General features: G+C 43.1%; 20 protein-coding genes, 5 tRNA genes, 1 rRNA gene and 1 pseudogene (1 of these 27 only partly in view). 5 read left to right on the top strand and 22 right to left on the bottom strand.

What is annotated here, in order from left to right:
* Positions 1–166: 166 nt before the first annotated feature.
* The 6 genes from K3F53_RS01105 to K3F53_RS01080 form a co-directional block, all read right to left on the bottom strand.
* On the bottom strand, positions 167–634 hold the full coding sequence (locus K3F53_RS01105) for a hypothetical protein (protein WP_057900154.1): 468 nt from the start codon (positions 632–634) through the stop codon (positions 167–169).
* Between the two features lie 201 nt (positions 635–835).
* Positions 836–2,506: a glycerol-3-phosphate dehydrogenase/oxidase gene (locus K3F53_RS01100; protein WP_057900155.1), complete on the bottom strand. Its 1,671-nt coding sequence runs from the start codon at positions 2,504–2,506 to the stop codon at positions 836–838.
* A gap of 206 nt (positions 2,507–2,712) precedes the next feature.
* Positions 2,713–4,212, bottom strand: coding sequence for a glycerol kinase GlpK (gene glpK, locus K3F53_RS01095; RefSeq protein WP_057900156.1), 1,500 nt, complete (start codon positions 4,210–4,212; stop codon positions 2,713–2,715).
* Between the two features lie 44 nt (positions 4,213–4,256).
* Positions 4,257–4,967: an MIP/aquaporin family protein gene (locus tag K3F53_RS01090; RefSeq protein WP_057900157.1), complete on the bottom strand. Its 711-nt coding sequence runs from the start codon at positions 4,965–4,967 to the stop codon at positions 4,257–4,259.
* Positions 4,968–5,192: 225 nt separating this feature from the next.
* Positions 5,193–6,539, bottom strand: a complete 1,347-nt coding sequence (glpT, locus tag K3F53_RS01085) for a glycerol-3-phosphate transporter (protein WP_057900158.1) — start codon at positions 6,537–6,539, stop codon at positions 5,193–5,195.
* Positions 6,540–6,846: 307 nt separating this feature from the next.
* Positions 6,847–7,413 (bottom strand): glycerol-3-phosphate responsive antiterminator, encoded by a 567-nt coding sequence (locus tag K3F53_RS01080; RefSeq protein ID WP_057900159.1) that lies wholly within the window; start codon positions 7,411–7,413, stop codon positions 6,847–6,849.
* Positions 7,414–7,832: 419 nt separating this feature from the next.
* Between K3F53_RS01080 and K3F53_RS01075 the strand changes: the two genes are divergently transcribed.
* Positions 7,833–7,985 carry a hypothetical protein gene (locus tag K3F53_RS01075; RefSeq protein WP_175493614.1) on the top strand — a complete coding sequence of 51 codons (153 nt, stop codon included), beginning with the start codon at positions 7,833–7,835 and terminating at the stop codon, positions 7,983–7,985.
* A 572-nt stretch (positions 7,986–8,557) separates the two neighbouring features.
* Here the strand turns inward: K3F53_RS01075 and K3F53_RS01070 are convergent.
* Positions 8,558–9,094, bottom strand: a complete 537-nt coding sequence (locus K3F53_RS01070) for a C39 family peptidase (protein WP_057900162.1) — start codon at positions 9,092–9,094, stop codon at positions 8,558–8,560.
* Positions 9,095–9,574: 480 nt separating this feature from the next.
* Between K3F53_RS01070 and K3F53_RS01060 the strand changes: the two genes are divergently transcribed.
* From K3F53_RS01060 to K3F53_RS01050, 3 genes are all read left to right on the top strand, one after another.
* Complete coding sequence (locus K3F53_RS01060) at positions 9,575–10,207, top strand: sigma-70 family RNA polymerase sigma factor (protein WP_057900163.1); 633 nt, start codon at positions 9,575–9,577, stop codon at positions 10,205–10,207.
* Entirely contained in the window at positions 10,197–10,457 is a 261-nt protein-coding gene (locus K3F53_RS01055; RefSeq protein ID WP_057900164.1) for a helix-turn-helix domain-containing protein, read from the top strand. The genes K3F53_RS01060 and K3F53_RS01055 overlap by 11 nt, the downstream gene beginning before the upstream one ends.
* Positions 10,458–10,673: 216 nt before the next feature.
* Entirely contained in the window at positions 10,674–11,066 is a 393-nt protein-coding gene (locus K3F53_RS01050) for a kinase-associated lipoprotein KapB (RefSeq protein ID WP_091260760.1), read from the top strand.
* A 57-nt stretch (positions 11,067–11,123) separates the two neighbouring features.
* On the opposite strand, the gene K3F53_RS01045 is transcribed toward K3F53_RS01050, so the two are convergent.
* Together K3F53_RS01045 and K3F53_RS01040 are read right to left on the bottom strand one after the other, a co-directional pair.
* The gene (locus tag K3F53_RS01045; RefSeq protein ID WP_057900166.1) at positions 11,124–11,324 is read right to left on the bottom strand and encodes a type II toxin-antitoxin system antitoxin; all 201 of its coding nucleotides are present in this window, start codon (positions 11,322–11,324) and stop codon (positions 11,124–11,126) included.
* 9 nt (positions 11,325–11,333) lie between these two features.
* Entirely contained in the window at positions 11,334–12,176 is an 843-nt protein-coding gene (locus K3F53_RS01040) for an SPFH domain-containing protein (protein WP_057900167.1), read from the bottom strand.
* Positions 12,177–12,352: 176 nt separating this feature from the next.
* Between K3F53_RS01040 and K3F53_RS19215 the strand changes: the two genes are divergently transcribed.
* Positions 12,353–12,595: a small multi-drug export protein gene (locus tag K3F53_RS19215; RefSeq protein WP_246615669.1), complete on the top strand. Its 243-nt coding sequence runs from the start codon at positions 12,353–12,355 to the stop codon at positions 12,593–12,595.
* 356 nt (positions 12,596–12,951) lie between these two features.
* Here the strand turns inward: K3F53_RS19215 and K3F53_RS01030 are convergent, their stop codons facing one another.
* The 13 genes and pseudogenes from K3F53_RS01030 to K3F53_RS00970 form a co-directional block, all read right to left on the bottom strand.
* Positions 12,952–14,397 (bottom strand): branched-chain amino acid transporter BcaP, encoded by a 1,446-nt coding sequence (locus K3F53_RS01030; RefSeq protein ID WP_057900168.1) that lies wholly within the window; start codon positions 14,395–14,397, stop codon positions 12,952–12,954.
* A 25-nt stretch (positions 14,398–14,422) separates the two neighbouring features.
* Positions 14,423–15,046 carry a flavin reductase family protein gene (locus K3F53_RS01025; RefSeq protein ID WP_057900169.1) on the bottom strand — a complete coding sequence of 208 codons (624 nt, stop codon included), beginning with the start codon at positions 15,044–15,046 and terminating at the stop codon, positions 14,423–14,425.
* Positions 15,047–15,060: 14 nt separating this feature from the next.
* Positions 15,061–16,221 (bottom strand): homogentisate 1,2-dioxygenase, encoded by a 1,161-nt coding sequence (locus K3F53_RS01020; protein WP_057900170.1) that lies wholly within the window; start codon positions 16,219–16,221, stop codon positions 15,061–15,063.
* Between the two features lie 14 nt (positions 16,222–16,235).
* Positions 16,236–17,342, bottom strand: coding sequence for a histidinol-phosphate transaminase (hisC, locus tag K3F53_RS01015; RefSeq protein WP_057900171.1), 1,107 nt, complete (start codon positions 17,340–17,342; stop codon positions 16,236–16,238).
* Between the two features lie 21 nt (positions 17,343–17,363).
* Complete coding sequence (locus K3F53_RS01010; RefSeq protein ID WP_091260763.1) at positions 17,364–18,311, bottom strand: fumarylacetoacetate hydrolase family protein; 948 nt, start codon at positions 18,309–18,311, stop codon at positions 17,364–17,366.
* Positions 18,312–19,433, bottom strand: coding sequence for a 4-hydroxyphenylpyruvate dioxygenase (hppD, locus tag K3F53_RS01005; RefSeq protein ID WP_057900173.1), 1,122 nt, complete (start codon positions 19,431–19,433; stop codon positions 18,312–18,314).
* A 261-nt stretch (positions 19,434–19,694) separates the two neighbouring features.
* Positions 19,695–20,255 (bottom strand): annotated as a pseudogene (locus K3F53_RS01000) (group II intron maturase-specific domain-containing protein); the annotation flags it as partial.
* Positions 20,256–20,882: 627 nt separating this feature from the next.
* A tRNA-Ile gene (locus tag K3F53_RS00995) sits at positions 20,883–20,956 on the bottom strand.
* Positions 20,957–20,966: 10 nt separating this feature from the next.
* Positions 20,967–21,043, bottom strand: a tRNA-Pro gene (locus K3F53_RS00990).
* A 96-nt stretch (positions 21,044–21,139) separates the two neighbouring features.
* Positions 21,140–21,215: transfer RNA gene (locus K3F53_RS00985), tRNA-Val, on the bottom strand.
* A 3-nt stretch (positions 21,216–21,218) separates the two neighbouring features.
* Positions 21,219–21,295 (bottom strand) — tRNA-Glu (locus K3F53_RS00980).
* 61 nt (positions 21,296–21,356) lie between these two features.
* A tRNA-Ile gene (locus K3F53_RS00975) sits at positions 21,357–21,432 on the bottom strand.
* Positions 21,433–21,565: 133 nt separating this feature from the next.
* A 23S ribosomal RNA gene (locus K3F53_RS00970) occupies positions 21,566–21,682 on the bottom strand (it continues 2,821 nt past the right edge of the window).

Below are 21,682 nucleotides of genomic sequence, written 5' to 3'. Positions count from 1 at the left end.
TTCCAGTGGGTTATCCTTCCATCTCTTCCATATTACTAGAAATGTTCTACATCTCCTGAGATAAAGTTTCCAAATTTTTGATGTTAAGAAATGGGAGTAGATTATATATAATAATGATCAATGTATAACAAAAAACCAGCCATTAGACCGGGGTCATTAGGCTGGACTATTGTTTATTTGACGATTCTTCTAATTTTCTTACTTTCGGCTTTAAGCGAAGCGTTTCTTCAAAAGCTGAGGTAGCATATTCTTTGCTTAAGATCACTTCTTCTTTAAGTTCTTCCACATTCCCATTCAATACGCCTACACTGTTAATCAGTTGTACAATCATATCAGTATGTTGTCGTTGAGTATGCTTAATTTCTTTTATTTCTTGTTCTAGCTGTTGTTGTTCATTTCTAATTTCTTTTACTTCTTGTCTAATCTCTTTTACTTCTTGGCTCAACTGCTGTTGAGCATGCTTGATTTCTTTTACTTCTTGGCTTAACTGCTGTTGAACATGCTTGATTTCTTTTACTTCTTGGCTCAACTGCTGTTGAACATGCTTAATTTCTTTTACTTCTTGATCAAACCGCTGTTGTCCTTTCTCAATCGACTCTAGCTTAGATATGATTTCCTTAAGCATTCCCTCCATACTGCTCACCTCACTTTTTTATATTATATCATGAAAAAACAAAAAATTAGGTAACAAAAGCTGTAAAATCCAATATATTACATAATTGTATTTTACATTTCATTATATCATATTTTTACATGAAAAAATGGCTAAAAAAAGCCAAAGCAACAACACGCTTTGGCTTTCGTACTAGTCATAACTATGCTATTATGTGGAAATCTAAGCTTCATTCTCCTGCGGTACTACCGCATCATGCATAAGTTGTTCCAAACGTGCGCGGTGACGAGCCGTCTCTTCTTCCGTCCAGCCCAGTTTCCGGGCCATGTAAGCGATAACCGGCTCTTTCCACCTTTCTACCCAACGAATATCAAAGTATAGCGCTCCGGTACGACGAACGAAGTAATCTTCTGGTGTTGTGGCCATTTCAGCTTCGATAGCATACACAAGTGAACCAAAAACGTCTTTTGGCAAACCGGAAGCTTCCGCTTCTGCTTGACGCTCACGGATAATCTCATAAATACAGTCTATATTTGAACCGTAACGACGCGTCAGCTTATCCGCTTCTTTCGTCGATAAGCCCACTTGAACTCCTTCTCCGGTTTTCTGACGTACGAACGCTCCAAAATTATCCGAGCCGCCCACATCGCCTCCTGACAGACGAATTTTGTCGGTGGTACACCCCGGATATGAGCCGTACCCTTCTTCTTTAAGCTGAGACGCAACCAAATCAACAATGCGCTCCGCCATTTTACGGTATCCGGTTAGCTTCCCGCCGGCAATGGACAGAAGACCAGATTCAGAAATAAAAATTTCATCTTTACGTGAAAGCTCAGAAGGGGACTTGCCCTCTTCATGAATAAGCGGACGCAAACCAGCCCAGCTTGATTCCACGTCTTCCTTAGTTAGCTTCAACGTTGGGAACATAAAATTTGCGGCCCGCAAAATGTAATCGCGATCTTCCGTCGTCATTTTCGGGTTGGCAATATCGCCATGGTAATCTGTATCCGTCGTCCCTACATACGTTTTTCCATCGCGCGGAATCGCAAATACCATGCGCCCATCCGGTGTATCAAAGTATACCGCCTGGCGCAGTGGGAACCGCTTGCCATCGATAACAAGGTGAACACCTTTCGTAAGGTGCAGACGTTTCCCTTTTTTCGAACCATCAATTTCGCGAACTTTGTCCACCCACGGACCGGCAGCATTCACCACTTTTTTCGCACGAATATCGTGCTTTGTGCCGGTTATTTGATCTACAGCGACAACACCTACCACCTTACCATTTTCATATAACAAATCCTGTACCTTAACATAATTTACAGCCTGTGCACCGCGACGCACCGCTTCTTTCATCACTTCAATCGTCAGGCGTGCATCATCGGTACGATACTCCACATAGTACCCGCCGCCTTTGAGTTTGTCTGTGCGGAGCAACGGCTCTTTCTTCAATGTTTCTTCTTTACTCAGCATTACGCGGCGTTCGCTCTTTTTGACACCGGCTAACGTATCATAAACACGCAATCCAATGGAAGTAGCAAACTTACCGTACGTGCCTCCTTCAATCATCGGAAGAAGCATCCACTCCGGTGTAGTAACATGCGGAGCATTCTCATACACGATGGCTCTCTCTTTACCAACTTCAGCCACCAGCTTAAATTCCAGCTGTTTCAAATAACGCAGACCCCCGTGTACCAGCTTGGTGGAACGGCTGGACGTTCCAGCTGCGAAATCTTGCATTTCCAAAAGCGCTGTTTTCATACCGCGCGCTTGCGCATCCAGCGCAATGCCGGCTCCTGTAATGCCGCCACCGATGACAAGCACATCGAATGACTGTCCCTCCATATCGCGCAAAATTTCCTGACGGTTCATGCTCGAAAACGTATAGCTCATGTTTGTTTCACTCTCCTGTATATAGTATGGACGCAAAACAACTTGCTTATCTCTTCCATAAAACAAAAAACCACAACATGATCCTTTTTCAACAAAGGATCTGCTGTGGTCTTCTCCTATTCTCCGACCAATATTAACTTCCACGTTAACTCTACATTATTTAGTATAACACGCTTTTTCTTCTCCAGCAACCAAAGGTAAAAGGATCACTTGAACTTAAAGCCCATCGCAGCTTCAACGGCTTTTTTCCATCCGGTATACAAATGTATTCTCTCTTCTTCCAGCATCTTAGGTTTGAAACACTTTTCCATCTGCCACTTAGCCGCAATTTCTTCCCGACTTTCCCAGAAGCCGACCGCAAGACCAGCGAGGTAAGCTGCACCTAAAGCTGTCGTCTCATTAATCGTCGGCCGTTCAACCTCTACTCCGAGAATATCGCTCTGGAATTGCATCAAGAAATTATTTTTCACCGCGCCGCCGTCCACACGTAACGTTTTCAATTTAATGCCGGAATCGGCTTCCATTGCAGATAATACATCTTTCGTTTGATAAGCTAACGATTCTAACGTCGCACGGACAAAATGTTCTTTTTCTGTTCCACGGGTCAACCCGAAGATCGCACCACGTACCTCGCTATCCCAATATGGCGTACCTAGCCCGACGAAAGCGGGTACCATATAGACACCGTTCGTTGACTCGACCCGGGCGGCGTACTGTTCGCTATCAGCTGCCGTCTTTAGCATACGCAGACCATCACGAAGCCACTGAATCGCTGAACCAGCGACAAAAATGCTACCTTCTAGCGCATATTCAACTTTGCCGTCAATTCCCCAGGCCAGCGTGGTTAGTAAACCATGTTTGGACTTTACAGCTTTCTCTCCTGTATTCATAAGCATAAAGCAACCTGTACCGTACGTATTTTTCGCCATGCCCATTTCATAGCAGGCCTGACCAAACAACGCTGCTTGCTGGTCGCCAGCTGCTCCAGCAAGCGGAACATTTTCGCCAAAGAAATGCTGTTCTGCCGTATGAGCGTATATTTCAGAAGACGGACGTACTTCCGGCAGCATGCTTTTCGGTATATTCAGCATTTCCAACAATTCTTCGTCCCATTTCTGCTCATAAATATTGTACATAAGCGTGCGCGATGCATTAGAGTAATCGGTTACATGAGCTTCTCCCCCGGACAAACGCCAAATAAGCCAAGTGTCGATAGTCCCGAACAGCAAATCGCCTTTTTCCGCTTTTTCACGTGCACCTTCAACATTGTCGAGAATCCATTTTACTTTTGTTCCGGAAAAATAAGCGTCAATTAATAAACCCGTCTTATCACGCACCATATCGGAATATCCTTTTGCTTTAAGTTCCTCACAAATATCGGCCGTCTGGCGTGATTGCCATACGATAGCGTTATACACCGGATTGCCCGTATGCTTATCCCACACAACCGTCGTCTCCCGCTGGTTGGTAATTCCAATTGCGGCGATTTCTTTCGCGCTGATATTCGCCGTAGAAAGCGCTTCCGCAATCACCGCCAAAATTGAGCCCCAAATTTCGTACGCATCATGCTCAACCCAGCCCGGCTTCGGAAAATACTGTGAAAATTCTCGTTGGGCAACCGTTACAATTTTCCCCTGTTTATTAAATACAATCGCTCGCGAGCTAGTTGTTCCTTGATCTAGCGCTAATACATATTTTTTTTTCATGAACAATCGCTCCTTTTTCTATTATGCCAATGTTTTTTTGTATTCTAAGTTAGAAAAAATACCTTGTAAAACAATGCACCGAGCCCCCCACCAATAATAGGCCCTATAACCGGAATCCAGGCATATCCCCAATTCGAGCTACCTTTGCCAGCAATAGGCAAAAGGAAATGCGCCAAGCGCGGGCCAAAATCACGTGCTGGATTAATCGCGTATCCTGTTGTTCCACCAAGTGAAAGACCAATGCTAACAATGAGAAATCCTACGATAAGCGGATTCAGGCCATCAGCAAACTTGTTGGCACCAATTGCTAAAATGCCCAGCACAAGTATGAATGTTCCGATAATTTCACTGATTAAATTCGACAGCCGATGCGGAATGGCCGGGTCCGTCGCAAAAACACCCAGTTTCGCCGCCGGGTCTTCGGTCGCTTTCCAGTGCGGAAAATAATGCAGCCATACTACTACCGCTCCCAAAAATGCGCCAATGAGTTGAGCCGCAATGTACATCGGCACATCTGACCATGAAAACTGCCCAATGATAGCCAAAGCAATAGTCAGCGCTGGATTCAAATGCGCTCCGCTAATCCCACCAACCGCATAAGCGGCGATAGCGACAGCCAATCCCCATCCCAATGTAATAACAATCCAGCCGGAGTTGTGCGCTTTTGATTTGTTAAGCACTACTCCGCCTACAACACCGTTGCCTAAAATGATCAAAATCATGGTACCTATTACTTCTCCTAAAAAAGGCGACATCCTCTATTCTCCCTCCTTTAATTCACGGCAGAAAACAAAAATCCACAGTAAATAACCCTATAAAGCTATAGGGAATTACTGTGGATCTCCTGTTCTCCATCACGATAATTAACCTGTGTTTTTATTAAAACAGAAAAAGAAAACGCTGTCAATATGCACATAATATAAATCATCCGCTTTTCTTGCATGTGGAAAAACGGATGATTTGCTTGTCTTTCTATTCCGTTAGTGTTTTACTTTTCCGGTATTCCATGTTAATGCCAAGAAGAAGATAGAAAGCAAGCATGCGGCGATAAGCATGATAAATCCTCCGTCCCAGCCAAACAAATCCACGGTATATCCCATTACAGCATTTGCAAAAGTGGCACCTATCAAGTAGCCGAAAAGCCCAGTAAGTCCTGCAGCGGTACCTGCCGCTTTTTTAGGAGCCAAGTCAAGGGCATGGAGTCCGATTAACATCACGGGACCATAAATGAGAAAACCTATACTAATAAGAGCAATATTATCAATAAGCGGATTGCCCGGCGGGTTTACCCAATAAACAATTACCGCAAGCAATACGCCCACCATAAACAAAATGCCTGCCGGCGCCCGGCGCCCTTTAAACAGACGGTCACTCATCCAGCCACATAACAGCGTTCCGGGTATGCCCGCATACTCATAAAGAAAATAAGACCAGCGAGAATTATCGTGACTGAATCCTTTAGCCTCAGTGAGATAAGTAGGAGCCCAGTCCACTACCCCATAGCGAACAAAGTACACAAACACATTAGCCAGCGCAATAAACCATAAAAATTTATTATTTAATACATACTTAAATAAAATTTCTTTAGCGGTAAGCTCTTTTTCTCTATCCTGAACTTTATCCTTATCATCAGGATACTCATTTTTATATTCCTCAATCGGGGGCAACCCAACCGATTGCGGGGTATCACGTAACGTCATAATAACGTATATACCGATTAAAACGGCAATAATGCCAGGGAAAAAGAAAATACTTTTCCATGTAGCAAACAATAAAATGCCCAATCCGACAAGCGGCCCTGTAATACCGCCCCCTACATTGTGGGCAACATTCCAAATCGACATCTTCGTTCCCCGCTCGCTAATCGAGAACCAGTGTACCATCGTTCGTCCGCTTGGAGGCCATCCCATTCCCTGAAACCAGCCATTAATAAACATTAAAACAAACATAATAGCAATGCTTGACGTTAAAAAAGGTACTGTACCGAACAAAATATTCAGCACCCCGGACAAAATAAGGCCCGTTGCAAGAAAATAACGCGGATTGCATCGGTCAGACACAATTCCCATCACAAATTTGCTGATACCATAAGCAATAGATACGGCCGAAAGTACAAGCCCAAGCTCACCCTTGGAAAATCCCTGTTCTGTAAAGTACGGAATAGCCAATGAAAAGTTTTTTCTTACCAGATAATAACCAGCATACCCGATAAAAATTCCCAAAAATACTTGCAGCCGAAGCCGACGATACGTCGCATCAATTTTATCGGCTGGCAATCGCTCAATATGAGGAGCAGGACGATAAAGGTTAACAATTTTCTGCCACATATTCTTGTCCCTTCCTTTCTCTTGTTATAGTTTTTATAATCTGCAAATAAAGTATGAATAAAATAAGCAAATCTCTTGGGAATCCCTCCTTTTCATTGCCAAAGGTATAGTCTTCGGCATCACAAAATAAAAAAAACCATAAAAAACATAAGAAGGAAGAAATACCTTCATGTTTTTTATGGTTTATTTCTCAAAATCTCCAACCAAATTCGCCTATTAACTTCTAGCAATGATTTTATGTCTGTAGGTCCAATATATCATATCAACAAAAAATTGTGAATGCGTTTTCTTCAAATTTTGTATTCTTTTAAAGTGGATTGGCTAGGAAGTGATTCCAAATTTCTTTGCGCGATGTAGTGACCGCAATAGCTCCTCCGCTTAAAGCCAATTCCGCATCTCGGATCGTACGGATTAGACCTCCGGCTAGTACGGGAATTTTTACCCTCTCATAAATTTCAGAAATAATATGAGGCATCACGCCAGGCAATACTTCAATATAATCGGGCTGCGTCTGTTCTACCAATCGGTAACTTGTTTCCAACGCGGTAGTATCTAGGAGAAAGAAACGCTGAACAGCAAGCACTTTATTTTTCTTTGCAGTCAGTACGGCACTTTTACGCGTGGAAATGACGCCAGCCGGTTTGATTTCCCGGCACAAAAATTCCGTGGCATATTCATCGTTTCGCAGTCCTTGGATTAAATCGACATGCACCAGCATCTTTTTGTTATGCCTTCTGGCCGTTTCCACGATACTTTTGAGCTGACCAATGTGACTGTCCAGCAATACCATATATTCAAAGGGGCTTTGCAACAGCAATTCAAAATCCTTCATCTGGCGAATAGCAGGTAATACCTTCTGGTTGCAGAAGCTCACGACCTTTCACACCTCATTCCGCAAACTATGTTGCACACATTTTAGCATAAACATTCATTATTTCAAATATTATCCCTCTGTACCTATATTCACCCGTTCGATTCGTCAAAATATGCAGTATAAAAGCATCCTCTTCTTCGCACGCTAAGATAAGCGGAGATGTTAACAGCGAACAAACAAACCCATATATTTGTTAACCAAGACGAATTGCTGAAAGCCTGGAATCGAACCTTACCTTCCACCTTTGACAAGACCGACAAAGTCGAATGTACATTACTAAGCATTAAACGGCAAGGACTTTCGGTTGAACAGACGCCGGATATCCACGATCTCTCAAAAGATTATATGCGCAATACTCACGAATGCGCCCAAACTCTTCATCCTCTAGCCAATTCGCAACTAAGAAAGAGGGGTTATACATGAAAAATAAAGGAAGATTAAAAACAGATAAAAATCTTCAGAATGTGGTCAAGGATCTTGAACAAGTTAAAGTCAATAGTTTCCACGCCACACAAATCCAACAAGATACAAATGATCGCCGGCATCAAGATGCATTAAATCATGAAGAATAATACTACCGGACAGAACCTGAACCATAACCCGAATAATGGACACTTTAAAACAGCCCGTTGTTCGGTTTTTTTGTATGAGCCAATTTTTCATTGAATTTATAAAAACGAGAATATACTATTTGATTTTCTTCATTTTTCGGAGTAACATTACAAAATATATATGGAAAATTTATCCTTACCAAAATGTGTATAAATGAAGTGATAATTTGGAAGACATGAGGCAGACCCTTAATAAACCAGCGAATGCAATTCGAAAAGATGATTTTATGAAAGATGACATTTCCACCCTTGACTTCCTTAAACTTTTAACTAAACTTGATACCCTAGTCCTAAGTAATCATCAAATTAAAGACATATCCCCCTGTAAAGCATTAAAAAATCTAACTTGGATATACGCGGTTCAAAGGTAAAGTCTGTTACGCCATTAACTAAATCGGATAAATTAGAAATTCTACTTGTAGATAAGAAACAAATCAAAGGAATAAATTTATTACCCAAGAAAGTAAAGATCTCCGATCATACTATTACAGACTAAACAAATCCCCCTAAAAAATCAGGGGGATTTTATATGTTTACTTCGTGTAGTAATTGATATACTCTACGGCACCTTTTTGATTAATCACGTCAGCCAATGTTTTATTTTTAGAACTACCTGGGTCATTAACGAGGATCATGTTAGAAGTAATTTTGGATAAATCAGGATTTCCTTTTGCATCAACAGGAAGCGTTCCGTTAAAGCCTCTTGCAACTACAGTATGCCCCGGAACACGAACCATAATCGGAATTTTACTATTGACGATAAGGTTAAAGATACTATTTTTTAGCTTATCAAAGCTTCCAAAAGTTTTATCTTTATACGTATGCTTATATTCTTTAGCAGCGGACAACCAGTTAAAGGGGCAGTCAGCCTTACTTTTCTTTAGTTTTTCCAGCATGGTTTTAGGAGTAACATTGTCACCAAAACTTTTAAAAATCATAGCAACGGAAGTAATAATGCACCCTTCTGCACTCATCGTACCGCCACAACTCGTTTTTAAAGATCCCCATTGAGAATCACCTTGTTTCCAGCTTTGCGTTTTCAAATCCACATTATACGTTTTGGTTGCCATTTTCTACTCTCTCCTTTAGATATCTTTTATAGAACGAAAGGAGGACAGAGTCCCAAGATTTCCCCCTAACCTTGTTTCCCTGTTTCGTTCTATGATGATAAAGAGAAAGACAGATTATTTTTGGCAACCAGAATTGAAAAATTTCTTTATAAAAATTTCGGCTCCACACCAAACTCTGTTTTTAATATGATGCGACGTTACCTACACATGAAAGATCCGTCACCTTTCAACATTTGGGCATATCGTATTTCTTCATCTTCCTGCCATTCGTATGACGTGTAAAGAGTGTCAAGCTTCTTTTGTGTGACAAATAAAAAAAATGAAACATACCCACCACAACTATCTTCAATAAATAATAATAGGCAATAAAAACGCTCCCTCTTTAGTCGTTTTATTTATAAAACATGATATTGAAACTAATTTTAGGGTTGCCAATTTGGATTTTAATTCCTCTTTATACATAAAGAGGGGGTAAGAGAAGTGTCTATCACAAAATTTTTGAGACAAGATTCTCATTTCAAAAAAGATGTCGTTCAATTTATCAACGATCATCCAATTTTACTTTCAAATCCCATCCTTAAAAATTTCCTTAAGGAAAAGAAAAATCTGCTCCTTTTTATTCAAGCGGTAAGTTCTTCTACAAAAGAAAGTAAAAAGAAATTGGACAAATCATTTAAAAACTATTATCTGAAAATTCGATTAGTTAACTTTATGTCTAAACTCCTTTATTACAGTGCGATTGATTACGATAAAAAGATTCGCAAACATAATCAAAGGTATCTTTTGATACTGGATAAACCGGTTCAAAATGCATCACAGGACGACGAAATCACAATTGTTGATTTGATTCCTTCTAATGAACAACCTTTTGATGGACAAATTATCGAGAAAAATAACGTTTTAGAGGAAATCATAAGTGATCCTCTCCTAAGTAAAGCTATAAAAAGATTAACACCCAAAGAAAAATTAATAATAGAACTTGCTTATGTTCATGCTATGTCAGATCGTACAATCGCCAAAAAATTATGTATATCACATCAAGCCGTAAGTAAAACACGTAAAAGAGCTATTGCTAAAATTCGAAGCTACATGGAGGAAAGAGATGTCGTTTAAAATAGGAGATTTACCTTCTTTGCTTAAAGAAGCACAAAATAAAAACTTAGATGCTATGTTACTTTTCATCCAAACATTTAAGCCAAAGTTAAAGTCCTCCCTTTACCAAACATCTATAGGTGAGCGTGAAGATTTAGCACAAGAGTTAACTTTAAAAATCATAGAGGCTATATATAATTATGATCTGGAGGCTACTCCTGGATTTTTCGAGTTTATAGAACAAATAGAAGGGAACAGCGGAGCAAAGTAGATCCGCTAGTGTTTTTATTCATTTGACGTGTTAGCAGGCAAATGAATAAATATCAAAAAAAGATGTATATACGCTAATGTCGTTGCATAAACAGCCTAGAGATATGCTATGCTGAATTAAGAAAAACCCGCGTACTGCGCCCGCTTCATACAGTAGAAGCGAAGGCGTGGCGCAACTCCGCGCGTTTTTCCAAATCTGATGGAAAAGGGGATTGCGATGAGCGAGTTTCAGCTAAAGTCTGGAGATTTGGTAACCGCTGCTTATAAATCGGGAGAGTATGTTGGTGAGTTAGTAGAACTGTATCCACCTCGCGTAGCTGTCGTCAAAATACTAGCCGTATTGGTCCATCCAACACAGGGGGATTTGCACCATCCATTTGCAGCTAATGTTCCGCTGTTCCATCAACGCCGCGCGTTAGCCTATGGGGAGAAAGCGTCAGCACCACTTGCTTCCGTACGTCCTTATGACGGTGAAGTTCCCGAATATAAAGCCTCGTTAAAAAAAGCTCTTGAAGAACAAATATCTAAACTAAGAGAAGATACGTCCGAATGGGCACAACGCTCTCTTGTACAATTGAAAGAATTACAAAAAGAATACTTTGCTGAGTAATGCTTCTGATACAGAAATGGAGCGGTACAATATTGTCCGCTCCATTCTCCACATCCACTATTCCTCCTCTTTTTCCGAATTTTGATTCTCCTTTTTCGCCCCCGTTTTTGAAGGCAGGCGCCCCGCTTTCCGCACCGCTTCCCGGAGCAGAAATTCAATATGCGTGTTTACGCTCCGAAACTCATCCGCCGCCCAGCCTTCCAGCGCTTCATACAGCTTCGGATCGATGCGCAAGAGAAACTTCTTCTTCTGCGACATAGATTAAGATTAATAAATAGACCCCGAGTTAATGACCGGCTGGGCTGAGCGTTCGGACACAATCGCCACCATTAAATTATTAATCATGGCAGCCTTCCGTTCTTCATCAAGTTCAAACCCTTCACGCTGCAACTCTTCAATTGCCATCTGTACCATACCAACAGCCCCTTCCACAATGCGCTGTCTTGCAGACACAATGGCGGAAGCCTGCTGGCGCTGAAGCATGGCGTTTGCGATTTCCGTAGCATACGCCAAATGCGTCAAACGTGCTTCCAACACCTCTACTCCCGCCACTTCAAGACGGGCCTGTAACTCCCGCGCCAGTTCACCTGCAATTTCTTCTGGATTACCACGCAGAGAATAGCCTTCCTCATCAAAGTTGTCGTATGGATAACGGCTAGCTACATAGCGAAGCGCTGTCTCGCTTTGAATCTCCACGAACTGTTCGTAGTTATCTACATCAAACATCGCTTTCGCTGATTCTACCACTTTAAATACAACCACAGCCGCAATTTCAATCGGATTTCCCTGAACATCATTCACTTTTAGGCGCTTGCTGTTAAAGTTGCGCACTTTTAGCGATACTTTGCGACGTACGGTAAGCGGAATTCCAAGCCACAGCCCACTCTTCCGTACGGAACCTAGATAATGGCCAAAGAAAATAAGTACCACCGCCTGATTCGGCTGTACGATAAATATACCGCTCGCTCCAATGGCCGCAAGCAAAATCAGCAGAATACCCAGCAGTGGATTCTCCGCTTTACCAATACAATATACGCCGCCTAAAAATAATGCGACAAGCAGTAACAATCCTAAAAAACCATCAATTGCCCATGCCCTTTTTTCCGTCATATTATCTTCCTCCTTTACTTGATTTTTAGATATCATATTGATATCATAATGATATCACTTTTGTATTTATTTGTAAATGATTAAAGCGATGATATCCTCTTTGCTTAGTCTCAAATCCAACCGGAAATTCATAATTTCAATAGGCTTAAATATACTATTATGAGGAGGAAATAATTTTGAGCAATTTATGGATCTATCTTTTGGTGTTTGTGCTGGCGGCCACCCCAATGTTCGAAGTCTTTACTGTTGTTCCGCTGGGAATCCTCGCTGGATTGCCTTCTTTTCCCGTCAGTATTGTTGCCTTTCTGGGCAACGCTCTCACAGTATTTTTGCTAATCGTATTTATCGAACGTTTGAAGCTCTGGTGGAAAAAAAAAGAGAGGGGGAACAGAAGGGGAAGAAAAAGACTCCAAACGTAAACTACGCGCCAAAAAACTATGGAACCGCTACGGTATTCCCGGCCTTTCTCTGCTTGGACCCATTCTGGTTGGCAGCCATCTCACCGCTCTGATGGGAATTTCTTTCGGCGCTTCCCGCCAGCGTATTCTGGCCTGGATGGGAATTAGTCTAAGCATTTGGACAATAATTTCTGCTGTGCTAGCCCATCTTGGGTTTCACTTTATCATCCCGGAAGAGCAACGGAATATTCTTACACAATGGCTAAAATAAATATGCCGCAGCGCTTACTCTTTAGCGCTGCGGCCTTTTTTGTCCTTTAAATTTATCGTACAGCCTATTGATTTTTCGGGCCAATTCGCCGCCCGAATCCATTCATTTACAGTGCTCCTTTCTTTGCTTCATATGGCTCGTCCAAAGCTTCTTCTGACGATAACACGCTCTGCTTAGCTAGTACACTATTTCGATATCCATATGCAAAATATATGATAAGGCCAAGTACTAACCATACACCAAATCCTATCCATGTAAGAGATGGGAGGTTAAAAATCAAATAACCGCAGAGCAAAACCGCTAAAATCGGAATGACCGGCACAAACGGTACCTTGAATGCACGCGGCAAGTCGGGCTGTGCTCTACGCAGCACAAGAACACCAATAGACACAACAATATAAGCAAAAAGTGTTCCAATATTAACAAGTTCAGCTAATCGATGCAGCGGGACAAGCCCTCCAAATACAGCTATAATTATGCCGGTAATCCATGTGTTCGCGATAGGTGTTTGTGTGAAAGGATGAATCCTTGACATCACTTTCGGCAGCAAACCATCACGACTTATGGCAAAGAATAAACGAGTTTGTGCGTACAAAAGAACAAGCAATACTGTCGTAATTCCTGCAATTGCACCGACAGAAATAAACCCGGCCACCCAGTCTTGATGAATATATCTCAGCGCAAAAGCAACCGGCTCCTTTACGTTTAGTTGGGTAAAAGGCACAATCCCTGTCAAAACCATAGAAACAACGATATACAGCAACGTACAAATAGTTAATGAAGCAATGATACCAATGGGCATATTACGCTGTGGATTTCTTACTTCTTCGGCGGCGGAAGCGACTGCATCAAAGCCAAGGTACGCAAAAAATACGCTCGCTGCACCCGCAGCTACACCGGAGAAGCCGAACGGCATAAACGGTGTCCAGTTTTCTGGTTTGACATACCATACACCTACTCCAATAAACAAAAAAATGACAGCTACCTTTACGATGACCATAATATTGTTTACTCGCACGGATTCACGAATACCACGGGTCAATAAAAAAGTAATTAATAACACGATCGCAATTGCCGGGATGTCAATATATGTTCCTTTTTCTGGATTATAGGCACTGGTGATAGCAGTTGGAAGTTCGACACCAAACCCTTTTATTAATCCCTGAAAATATCCGGACCATCCGCTAGCTACAGCCGAAGCGGCAAGCCCGTATTCCAATACCATCGCCCAGCCGATAATCCAGGCGATTACTTCTCCAAATATTGCATAGCTGTAAGTGTAAGCGCTCCCAGTTACAGGCATAGAAGAAGCAAATTCCGAATAACAAAGAGCTGCAAACACACAAGCAAGTCCAGAAAGAACAAAGGAGAGAACGAGGGCAGGGCCCGCATGCTCCGCCGCCGCTACCCCCGTCACTACGAAAATTCCCGTTCCAATAATGCAACCAAGCCCTAACATCGTTAAGTCCCAAGCACCTAATGCCTTCTTTAAATCGCTATCTTTTTTTCTGGTGAATTGTTGAGAAAGACTTTTTTTGCGAAAAAAATCCATAGTGTCCTCTCCTTAAGCGGATTAATTATTTAGCCGGTTGTTTTTTGCGCTCTAACACAAATGTATCAGAAACAGCCCGAGTATATACAGGACCGGCCAGACGGCCAACTGGGTTTAACTTTTCTGTGTTAATTTTCCCGTCAAAATATAATTCATCCTTAATATGAATAGTAACTACCTGACCGATTACGAGACTTCCGCCGCCCGGCTTGTCTCCAAAGTGCAGTATATCATGAAGCACGCATTCAAGTTGTACGTCGCTTTCTGCTACGCGCGGCGGTTTTACGATACGGCTCGATGCTTTCGTCAAGCCGACCTCTTCAAATTCGTCTACATCAGGCGAATATTCAACTGCACAATCGTTCATCTGCTTGACGATTTTCTCACCAACAATATTAACAACAAACTCGCGCGTAGCTTCGATATTGTTCAATGTATCTTTGCGCGCGCCGTCTGTTCCTCTGCGCATCGGAGCGAAGCAGATCATCATCGGATCAGCACAGATCGCCGTGAAAAAACTAAACGGAGCCAAATTGGCCTGTCCGGTTTCATTTACCGTTGATACAAACGCGATCGGGCGTGGAAGAATGGAACCGGTCATCAATTTGTATGCTTCATCCCAGCGTAATGTACTCGGTTCGATATTCATGATAGAGCCCTCCTTTATTCTTGCGGTAGCCAGCTATACATGTATCCTTCGTCTTCGTAAACATGCGCCTGCTTTACGACATAAAGCGGGCGGAATGTATCGATCATAACCGCCAGTTCTTTTGTTTCTTTCTTGCCAATGCTTTCTTCGATTTTGCCTGGATGCGGCCCGTGCGGCAGTCCGCTCGGATGCAACGTAATAGACCCTTCTTCAATGCCGCGCCGGCTCATAAAATCCCCATCCGCGTAATATAGCACTTCATCGCTCTCCACATTACTGTGAATATACGGAGCCGGAATCGCTTCTGGATGATAATCATACAGACGCGGTACAAACGAGCAAACAACATAATTGTGCCCTTCAAACGTCTGGTGTACAGGCGGTGGCTGATGAATACGTCCCGTAATCGGCTCAAAATCATGGATGCTGAAAGCGTACGGATACAGATAACCGTCCCAGCCAACCGCATCAAGTGGATGGAAATCGAACAAATAGGACGTCAGCATGCTATGCGCACGCACACGCACTTCAAACTCGCCTTTCTCATCTTTGGGCTCCAGCTTCTCCGGCGTTCGAAAATCACGCTCACAATAAGGGGAATGCTCCAGCAGTTGCCCATGCTCGTTGCGGTAGCGCTTCGGTGGCACAATTGCTGAGTTGGATTCCACAACAAGGAAACGTGCTTCCTCCGTCTCCAGATGAACACGATAGGTAGTACCAATTGGAATCACGATATAATCTCCCGGATAAAAGGAAAGCTCACCGAAAAGGCTTTCAATCTTCCCTTTTCCTTCATGAACATACAGAAGCTCATCACCTTCCCCGTTCCGATAGAAATAAGACATCTGCTCTGTCGGACGGGCAATACCGATTGCCAAGTCATCATTGGCAAGTAATATTTTTCTCGCTTCATAGAAATCGCCACCCGCCTCTACGTTCCACGTACGAAAATGACGGTGCCTAAGCGTGTTCTGTTCCTCGAATTCAAATCGAATATCTTTAATCTTTTTTGCTTCTCGTACTTGGGTTGGTGGATTAATATGATAAATAAGTGATTGGATTCCTGAAAAACCTTTTGTTCCCATAAGCTGTTCATAATACAGTCCGCCATCCGGCTTGCGGAATTGCGTATGACGCTTGTGCGGAATGTTTCCCATTTTTACGTAATGTGGCATTCATATTCCCCCTTTTATCCAATAATTTCACGCAAAGCTGCGATAAACGCCCGATTTTCTTCATCCGTTCCTACGGAAACCCGAATGGTTTCCGGATAGCCAAGCACGGTTCCAGAACGGACGATGATGCCTTTTTTCAGAAGCGCTTTAAACACGTCATCGCCAGAGCAAGGAAGTTTCACCATTACAAAGTTTCCCTGAGAAGAGAAATAACCTAACCCGAGCTTTTCAACCTCGTTTTCTATGTAACGTCGGCCTGTCTCGTTTTTCTTTTTACAATTTTGCAAAAACTGTTCGTCGTCAAGCGAAGCAAGTGCAGCAGCCTGCGCTAGCCGGTTAGTGTTGAAAGGCTCTTTTACCTTCATCAATTCCTGAACGAATGCCTCATTCATGACGCCATACCCAACACGAAGCGCAGCCAGTCCATAGATTTTGGAGAAAGTACGCAATACAACCAAGTTCTGATGTGAGCCAATAAGTGAAACGGAGTCTAGGTAATTTTCGTCCGTGACATATTCGAAATATGCCTCGTCAATAACTAACAGAATATGATCCGGAACCTTTTCGATAAACGACTGCATTTCCGCCTTTCCAACAATGGTGCCAGTTGGGTTGTTCGGATTACATACAAATATCATTCGAGTTTTCTCAGTAATGGCCGCCAGCATTCCATCAAGGTCGTGTACGCCGTTTACCAAAGGAACATGTATCGGAACGCCACCTTCGATTCTGACATTTGTTTCATAGCGGGGAAAGGTGACATCCGCCATGATTGCTTCGTCTCCTTGGCGAATGTAGCTACGGGTTAGCAAATGCAAAATTTCATCCGAACCGTTACCTACAATGATTTGTTCCGGTTTTACCTGAAGCCGCTCAGCCAACTTCTGCGCAAGCATTGGTGCCGTTCCTTCCGGATATAATGTAATATTATCCATTTCGCGAATCATCGCTTCTTTAGCGCGTTCCGAATAGCCTAGCGGATTTTCGTTAGATGCCAATTTAATAATCTGGGTTAAACCTAGTTCCCGCTTTACCTCTTCAATCGGTTTACCCGGCTTATAGACACCAAGTCCTTCCAGCTGCTTTTTTGCCGTAATTTTTGGGTGTCCTGCCACTGTCATATCGCTTCCTCCACTCTACTTCTAAATGATTTCGTTACGAAGCACGCCCAATCTTTCGATAGAAAGTTCAATTGTATCCCCTTTTTCCAGCCAACGATGCACTTCGGCACCCAACTCAAGGATACAACCGGTTCCGACCGTTCCGGAGCCAATAACATCGCCAGGATACAGCGTGCAATCCTGTGAGGCACGTTCAATCATTTGTGCGAAAGAGAAATAAAGTGTCTTCATATTTCCCTGGGACAACAATTTTCCGTTAACAAATGCTTTCATCTCCAGGTCATAATGTTCGCCGTTGCGACGATCCTCCAATTCGTCCTTCGTCAAAAGGTACGGTCCCATCGAAGTAGCAAAGTCTTTTCCTTTCGCCGGTCCGAGCCCAACTTTTACCTCTTCACGTTGGACATCACGTGCACTCCAATCGTTAAGAATCATAAAGCCTTCAATATAATCCAGCGCCTGTTCGCGCTTAATATTTCGGCCTTCCTTCCCAATAACGCAGGCCACTTCCAACTCGTAGTCCAGCCATTCGGTATAGCTCGGCTTTTCTACCGGCTCTCCCGATCCTTTGATGGCGCTTGCATTCGAGAAATAAAAAACAGGAAATTTATACCATTCTGGTACCATATCAAGTCCGCGTTTTCTCCGCGCAGTTTTGACATGTTCCTCAAACGCGTAAAAGTCACGAAAGCTCGGCGGACGTGGGATAGGTGCGGCCAGCTTTACCCCCTTTTCCTCACATACCTCAGGTATCTTAGCTTCCTTTTCCCTTGTCAGCACATAAAGCCATTTTTTTTTATCTTGCGGAAGATTCAGATAGTCAAGCAGAGAAACGGGAGGGGAAATAGCTTCCCCTCTCGTTTCTGCCAGATAGCGGTATGTTTCTTCCATGTCGTATACTTTTCCGTTGTGAATCCAGCCTGCTCTCACCGTTTTGTTGTCCCTAAGATAATAACTGATAAGCTTCATTTAGATATTTCCTCGACGTTCTTGTTCGCGCTCAATTGATTCGAACAGTGCTTTAAAGTTTCCGTCGCCAAATCCGAGCGCACCTTTACGCTGAATGATTTCGATAAAGAGCGTTGGACGATCCACAACAGGTTTTGTAAAGATTTGCAACAGGTATCCTTCGTCATCGCGGTCTACAAGAATGTTCAGCTCTTGCAGTTTCTTCAGATCTTCGTCAATTTCACCCACACGATTTGTCAAATTCTCGTAGTATGTGTCCGGTGTATAAAGGAACTCCACTCCATTTGCTTTTAGCGCGCTCACAGTTGCGACAATATCATTGGTCAGAAACGCTAAGTGCTGGACACCAGGACCTTTGTAGAAATCCAGATATTCTTGAATTTGCGATTTGCGCTTTCCATCCGCCGGTTCGTTAATCGGGAACTTAATTCGGCCTGTTCCATTCGTCATAACTTTAGACATTAACGCCGAATATTCAGTGGAGATATCCTCGTCGTCGAAATGCTTGAATACAGTGAATCCGAACACTTTTTCATAATATTCAGTCCATTCATCCATACGTTCTACGTTTCCAACGATATGATCAATACCTACAAGTCCTGTAGAAACAGATGGAATTTCAAAATCATTCGGTTCATAGCCTGGCAAGAAAATACCATTGTAGTCTGCTTTTTCAATCAATGTGTGTACGGTATCGCCGTATGTACCAATAACGGCTTTTTTTACGATACCGTTTTCATCGCTTTCCGTCCACGGTTCGCGGACAGCGATCGCTCCCCTTTCCAACGCTCCTCTATACGCTTCTTCCACGTTTTCTACTTTGAGGGCGATATCTTTCGCCCCTTCTCCGTGTAGTTTTACGAACTCTGCAACATCCGTTTGATCATCCAACGCCCCGGTAACTACTAGGCGGATGTTCCCTTGCTCCAGCATATAAGATACACGGTCACGACAGCCTGTTTCCAACCCACGGTAAGCCTTTACTTTAAAACCGAAGGCGCGACAATAATAATAAGCTGCCTGCTTGGCGTTACCCGCATAAATCTCTACATGATGAATGTCCTGAACCGGAAAAAGCTCTTTTTTCTCTACTTTTTTTACTTCAAACAGTTCTTTAGCCATCAGAGTCCCTCCTACATATAACTGATTATTTTAGTATAAATATTTATTTTTTTATGAGTTATTGGACTATTGAAATGATACATTGTTTTTTGAAATGTTGCAAACGATTACACTAACGCGTGTGCACTGTGCTATGTTAAAGTTAAATATGGTAATTATTATAGTTATATTAAAAATTGATGCATAAAATCGAGTAGGAGGGGGTGACTAGCCCCCGTCCTCTCACACCACCGTACGTACCGTTCGGTATACGGCGGTTCATTATGTACGCCGCAAGGCGTGATATCGTTCTTTTAGACTCTTAAGTTGATACGATTCGAAGAATCGTTTATCAAGAGTCCGATGTAAAACAGGGCTTTTGGCGATACGCCAGTATCCCTTACGGGAATTTCCCCACTCATAGGCTTTTCCTCTAGGCACGCCTAAAGCGAGAAGCCTTTTCACTTTTGTTCGGGGAAGTTTCCACTCTTTCCACAAACACATACGCAGTCGCCTGCGCACCCATGCGTCGAGATTTTGAAATACATTTGGCGTATCTGCCAGCGCAAAGTATCCTATCCATCCCATCAGATATTCATTAAGTTCCTCGATTCTCCATTGTATAGGAATAGGTCTGCGTCGAGATGTAATCTGACGGATTTTCTGCTTCACCCGCTGTAGTGACTGTTTTGCAATGCGAATCTTTGGTTCAAGGAGAGAAGTAAAGCTGAAACCGAGAAACTTGCGTTTCCATGGTCGGTCAACAGCACTCTTTTCTTGATTGACCTTCAATTTTAGCTTCCCTTTGATAAAGGCAGTGACAGACTGTTTCACCCGTTCACCATAATGCCAGATTGGAGGAAACGACGGATCCTTGCGTGAGCGAAAGGTTCCTTTTGTGCCGAAGGCACACTCTGCCCTTCCGAAGTCCCCCGTGGAATTCACCACATCCTCCTTCGGATAAGTCCATACGGATTGTCTGCCTTCATCGCGTGTCTTCGAACGCCTGGTCTTTCGTTCTCCATAATGTTCGGCCCTTCCATGTCATGTCGTCACATGGCATGTACTATGACCTCTGTCGCGAATGAGGTTACCGAGGATACTCGGCTTATCAGACAGACCTCCCCGGGTAAGAGCGCCATCTTCCCCTCCATCTACCTGCCTCATTTACCTTCGCTCGCCTTCGGCAGTATGAACTTCGCCTTGTTGTGCAGGCTCATCCAACGAACGCTGGCCTTATATGAGATTCGTGTTCCTCAGGCCGGAGGTTTGCCGCCGGCTTCCTTCAGATTCGACCTCACGGTCGACACCCTTGCCACAAGCTAATGGCTACTACTGCCTTCGCCACTCAGGACTTGAACCCTAGAGATGACGCCCATGCCGGGCACACACAAAAAAACACTCTTCTTCAATGAAGAGAGTGTTTTTGCTTTTAGGGAATGCATTTATATGTTGTTGGGATGAGTAGAGTGGGCCTAGGCTGACTTGAACAGCCGACCTCACGCTTATCAGGCGTGCGCTCTAACCAACTGAGCTATAGGCCCATTATCTATATGGTCGGGAAGACAGGATTTGAACCTGCGACCTCCTCGTCCCGAACGAGGCGCTCTACCAAGCTGAGCCACTTCCCGGAAATAAGTATTTAATAATGATTTGAGTTACGATACTAAATTTTGGATGAAAATTCAAAAAAATGAAAAATAGAATACGGATAAGAAATGAATAGATGGTGGAGGGTGACGGGATCGAACCGCCGACCCTCTGCTTGTAAGGCAGATGCTCTCCCAGCTGAGCTAACCCTCCAGATGGTGACCCGTAGGGGATTCGAACCCCTGAATGCCAGCGTGAAAGGCTGGTGAGTTAAGCCACTTCTCCAACGGGCCATCTTAAGTAAGAGACAAGATATATTTTATTTCTTTAGCCTATCTTTTTCTTTTATGTAAATGGTGGGCCCTGCAGGACTCGAACCTACGACCAATCGGTTATGAGCCGACCGCTCTACCAACTGAGCTAAGGGCCCTCCTATAAAAAATTATAGGAGAAACCTAAACTATATAATTTTTTTCGTTATATATCACAAGGCAAGAAAAACCAAGTCTTACCTTGAAAACTGAATCAGAAGAAACATGACGCACAGGATATCCAGTCTATCTTTGGTTAAGCCCTCGACCGATTAGTATTCGTCAGCTCCACGTGTTGCCACGCTTCCACCTCGAACCTATCCACCTCATCATCTATAAGGGGTCTTACCAGCTTACGCTGTGGGAAAT

This window comes from Aneurinibacillus thermoaerophilus (assembly GCF_019603355.1).
In the GTDB taxonomy this organism is placed as follows: domain Bacteria; phylum Bacillota; class Bacilli; order Aneurinibacillales; family Aneurinibacillaceae; genus Aneurinibacillus; species Aneurinibacillus thermoaerophilus.
The sequence above is the reverse complement of the archived record's forward strand: the minus strand, read 5'-3'. Positions and strand labels throughout refer to the sequence as shown.

Coding starts and splice junctions, on each gene's coding strand:
- K3F53_RS01105 (WP_057900154.1), bottom strand. CDS start 634: ATGGAGGGAATGCTTAAGGAAATCATATCTAAGCTAGAGTCGATTGAG.
- K3F53_RS01100 (WP_057900155.1), bottom strand. CDS start 2,506: ATGAGCTATACGTTTTCGAGCATGAACCGTCAGGAAATTTTGCGCGAT.
- glpK (WP_057900156.1), bottom strand. CDS start 4,212: ATGAAAAAAAAATATGTATTAGCGCTAGATCAAGGAACAACTAGCTCG.
- K3F53_RS01090 (WP_057900157.1), bottom strand. CDS start 4,967: ATGTCGCCTTTTTTAGGAGAAGTAATAGGTACCATGATTTTGATCATT.
- glpT (WP_057900158.1), bottom strand. CDS start 6,539: ATGTGGCAGAAAATTGTTAACCTTTATCGTCCTGCTCCTCATATTGAG.
- K3F53_RS01075 (WP_175493614.1), top strand. CDS start 7,833: ATGAAAAATAAAGGAAGATTAAAAACAGATAAAAATCTTCAGAATGTG.
- K3F53_RS01070 (WP_057900162.1), bottom strand. CDS start 9,094: ATGGCAACCAAAACGTATAATGTGGATTTGAAAACGCAAAGCTGGAAA.
- K3F53_RS01055 (WP_057900164.1), top strand. CDS start 10,197: ATGTCGTTTAAAATAGGAGATTTACCTTCTTTGCTTAAAGAAGCACAA.
- K3F53_RS01050 (WP_091260760.1), top strand. CDS start 10,674: ATGAGCGAGTTTCAGCTAAAGTCTGGAGATTTGGTAACCGCTGCTTAT.
- K3F53_RS01045 (WP_057900166.1), bottom strand. CDS start 11,324: ATGTCGCAGAAGAAGAAGTTTCTCTTGCGCATCGATCCGAAGCTGTAT.
- K3F53_RS01040 (WP_057900167.1), bottom strand. CDS start 12,176: ATGACGGAAAAAAGGGCATGGGCAATTGATGGTTTTTTAGGATTGTTA.
- K3F53_RS01030 (WP_057900168.1), bottom strand. CDS start 14,397: ATGGATTTTTTTCGCAAAAAAAGTCTTTCTCAACAATTCACCAGAAAA.
- K3F53_RS01025 (WP_057900169.1), bottom strand. CDS start 15,046: ATGAATATCGAACCGAGTACATTACGCTGGGATGAAGCATACAAATTG.
- K3F53_RS01020 (WP_057900170.1), bottom strand. CDS start 16,221: ATGCCACATTACGTAAAAATGGGAAACATTCCGCACAAGCGTCATACG.
- hisC (WP_057900171.1), bottom strand. CDS start 17,342: ATGACAGTGGCAGGACACCCAAAAATTACGGCAAAAAAGCAGCTGGAA.
- K3F53_RS01010 (WP_091260763.1), bottom strand. CDS start 18,311: ATGAAGCTTATCAGTTATTATCTTAGGGACAACAAAACGGTGAGAGCA.
- hppD (WP_057900173.1), bottom strand. CDS start 19,433: ATGGCTAAAGAACTGTTTGAAGTAAAAAAAGTAGAGAAAAAAGAGCTT.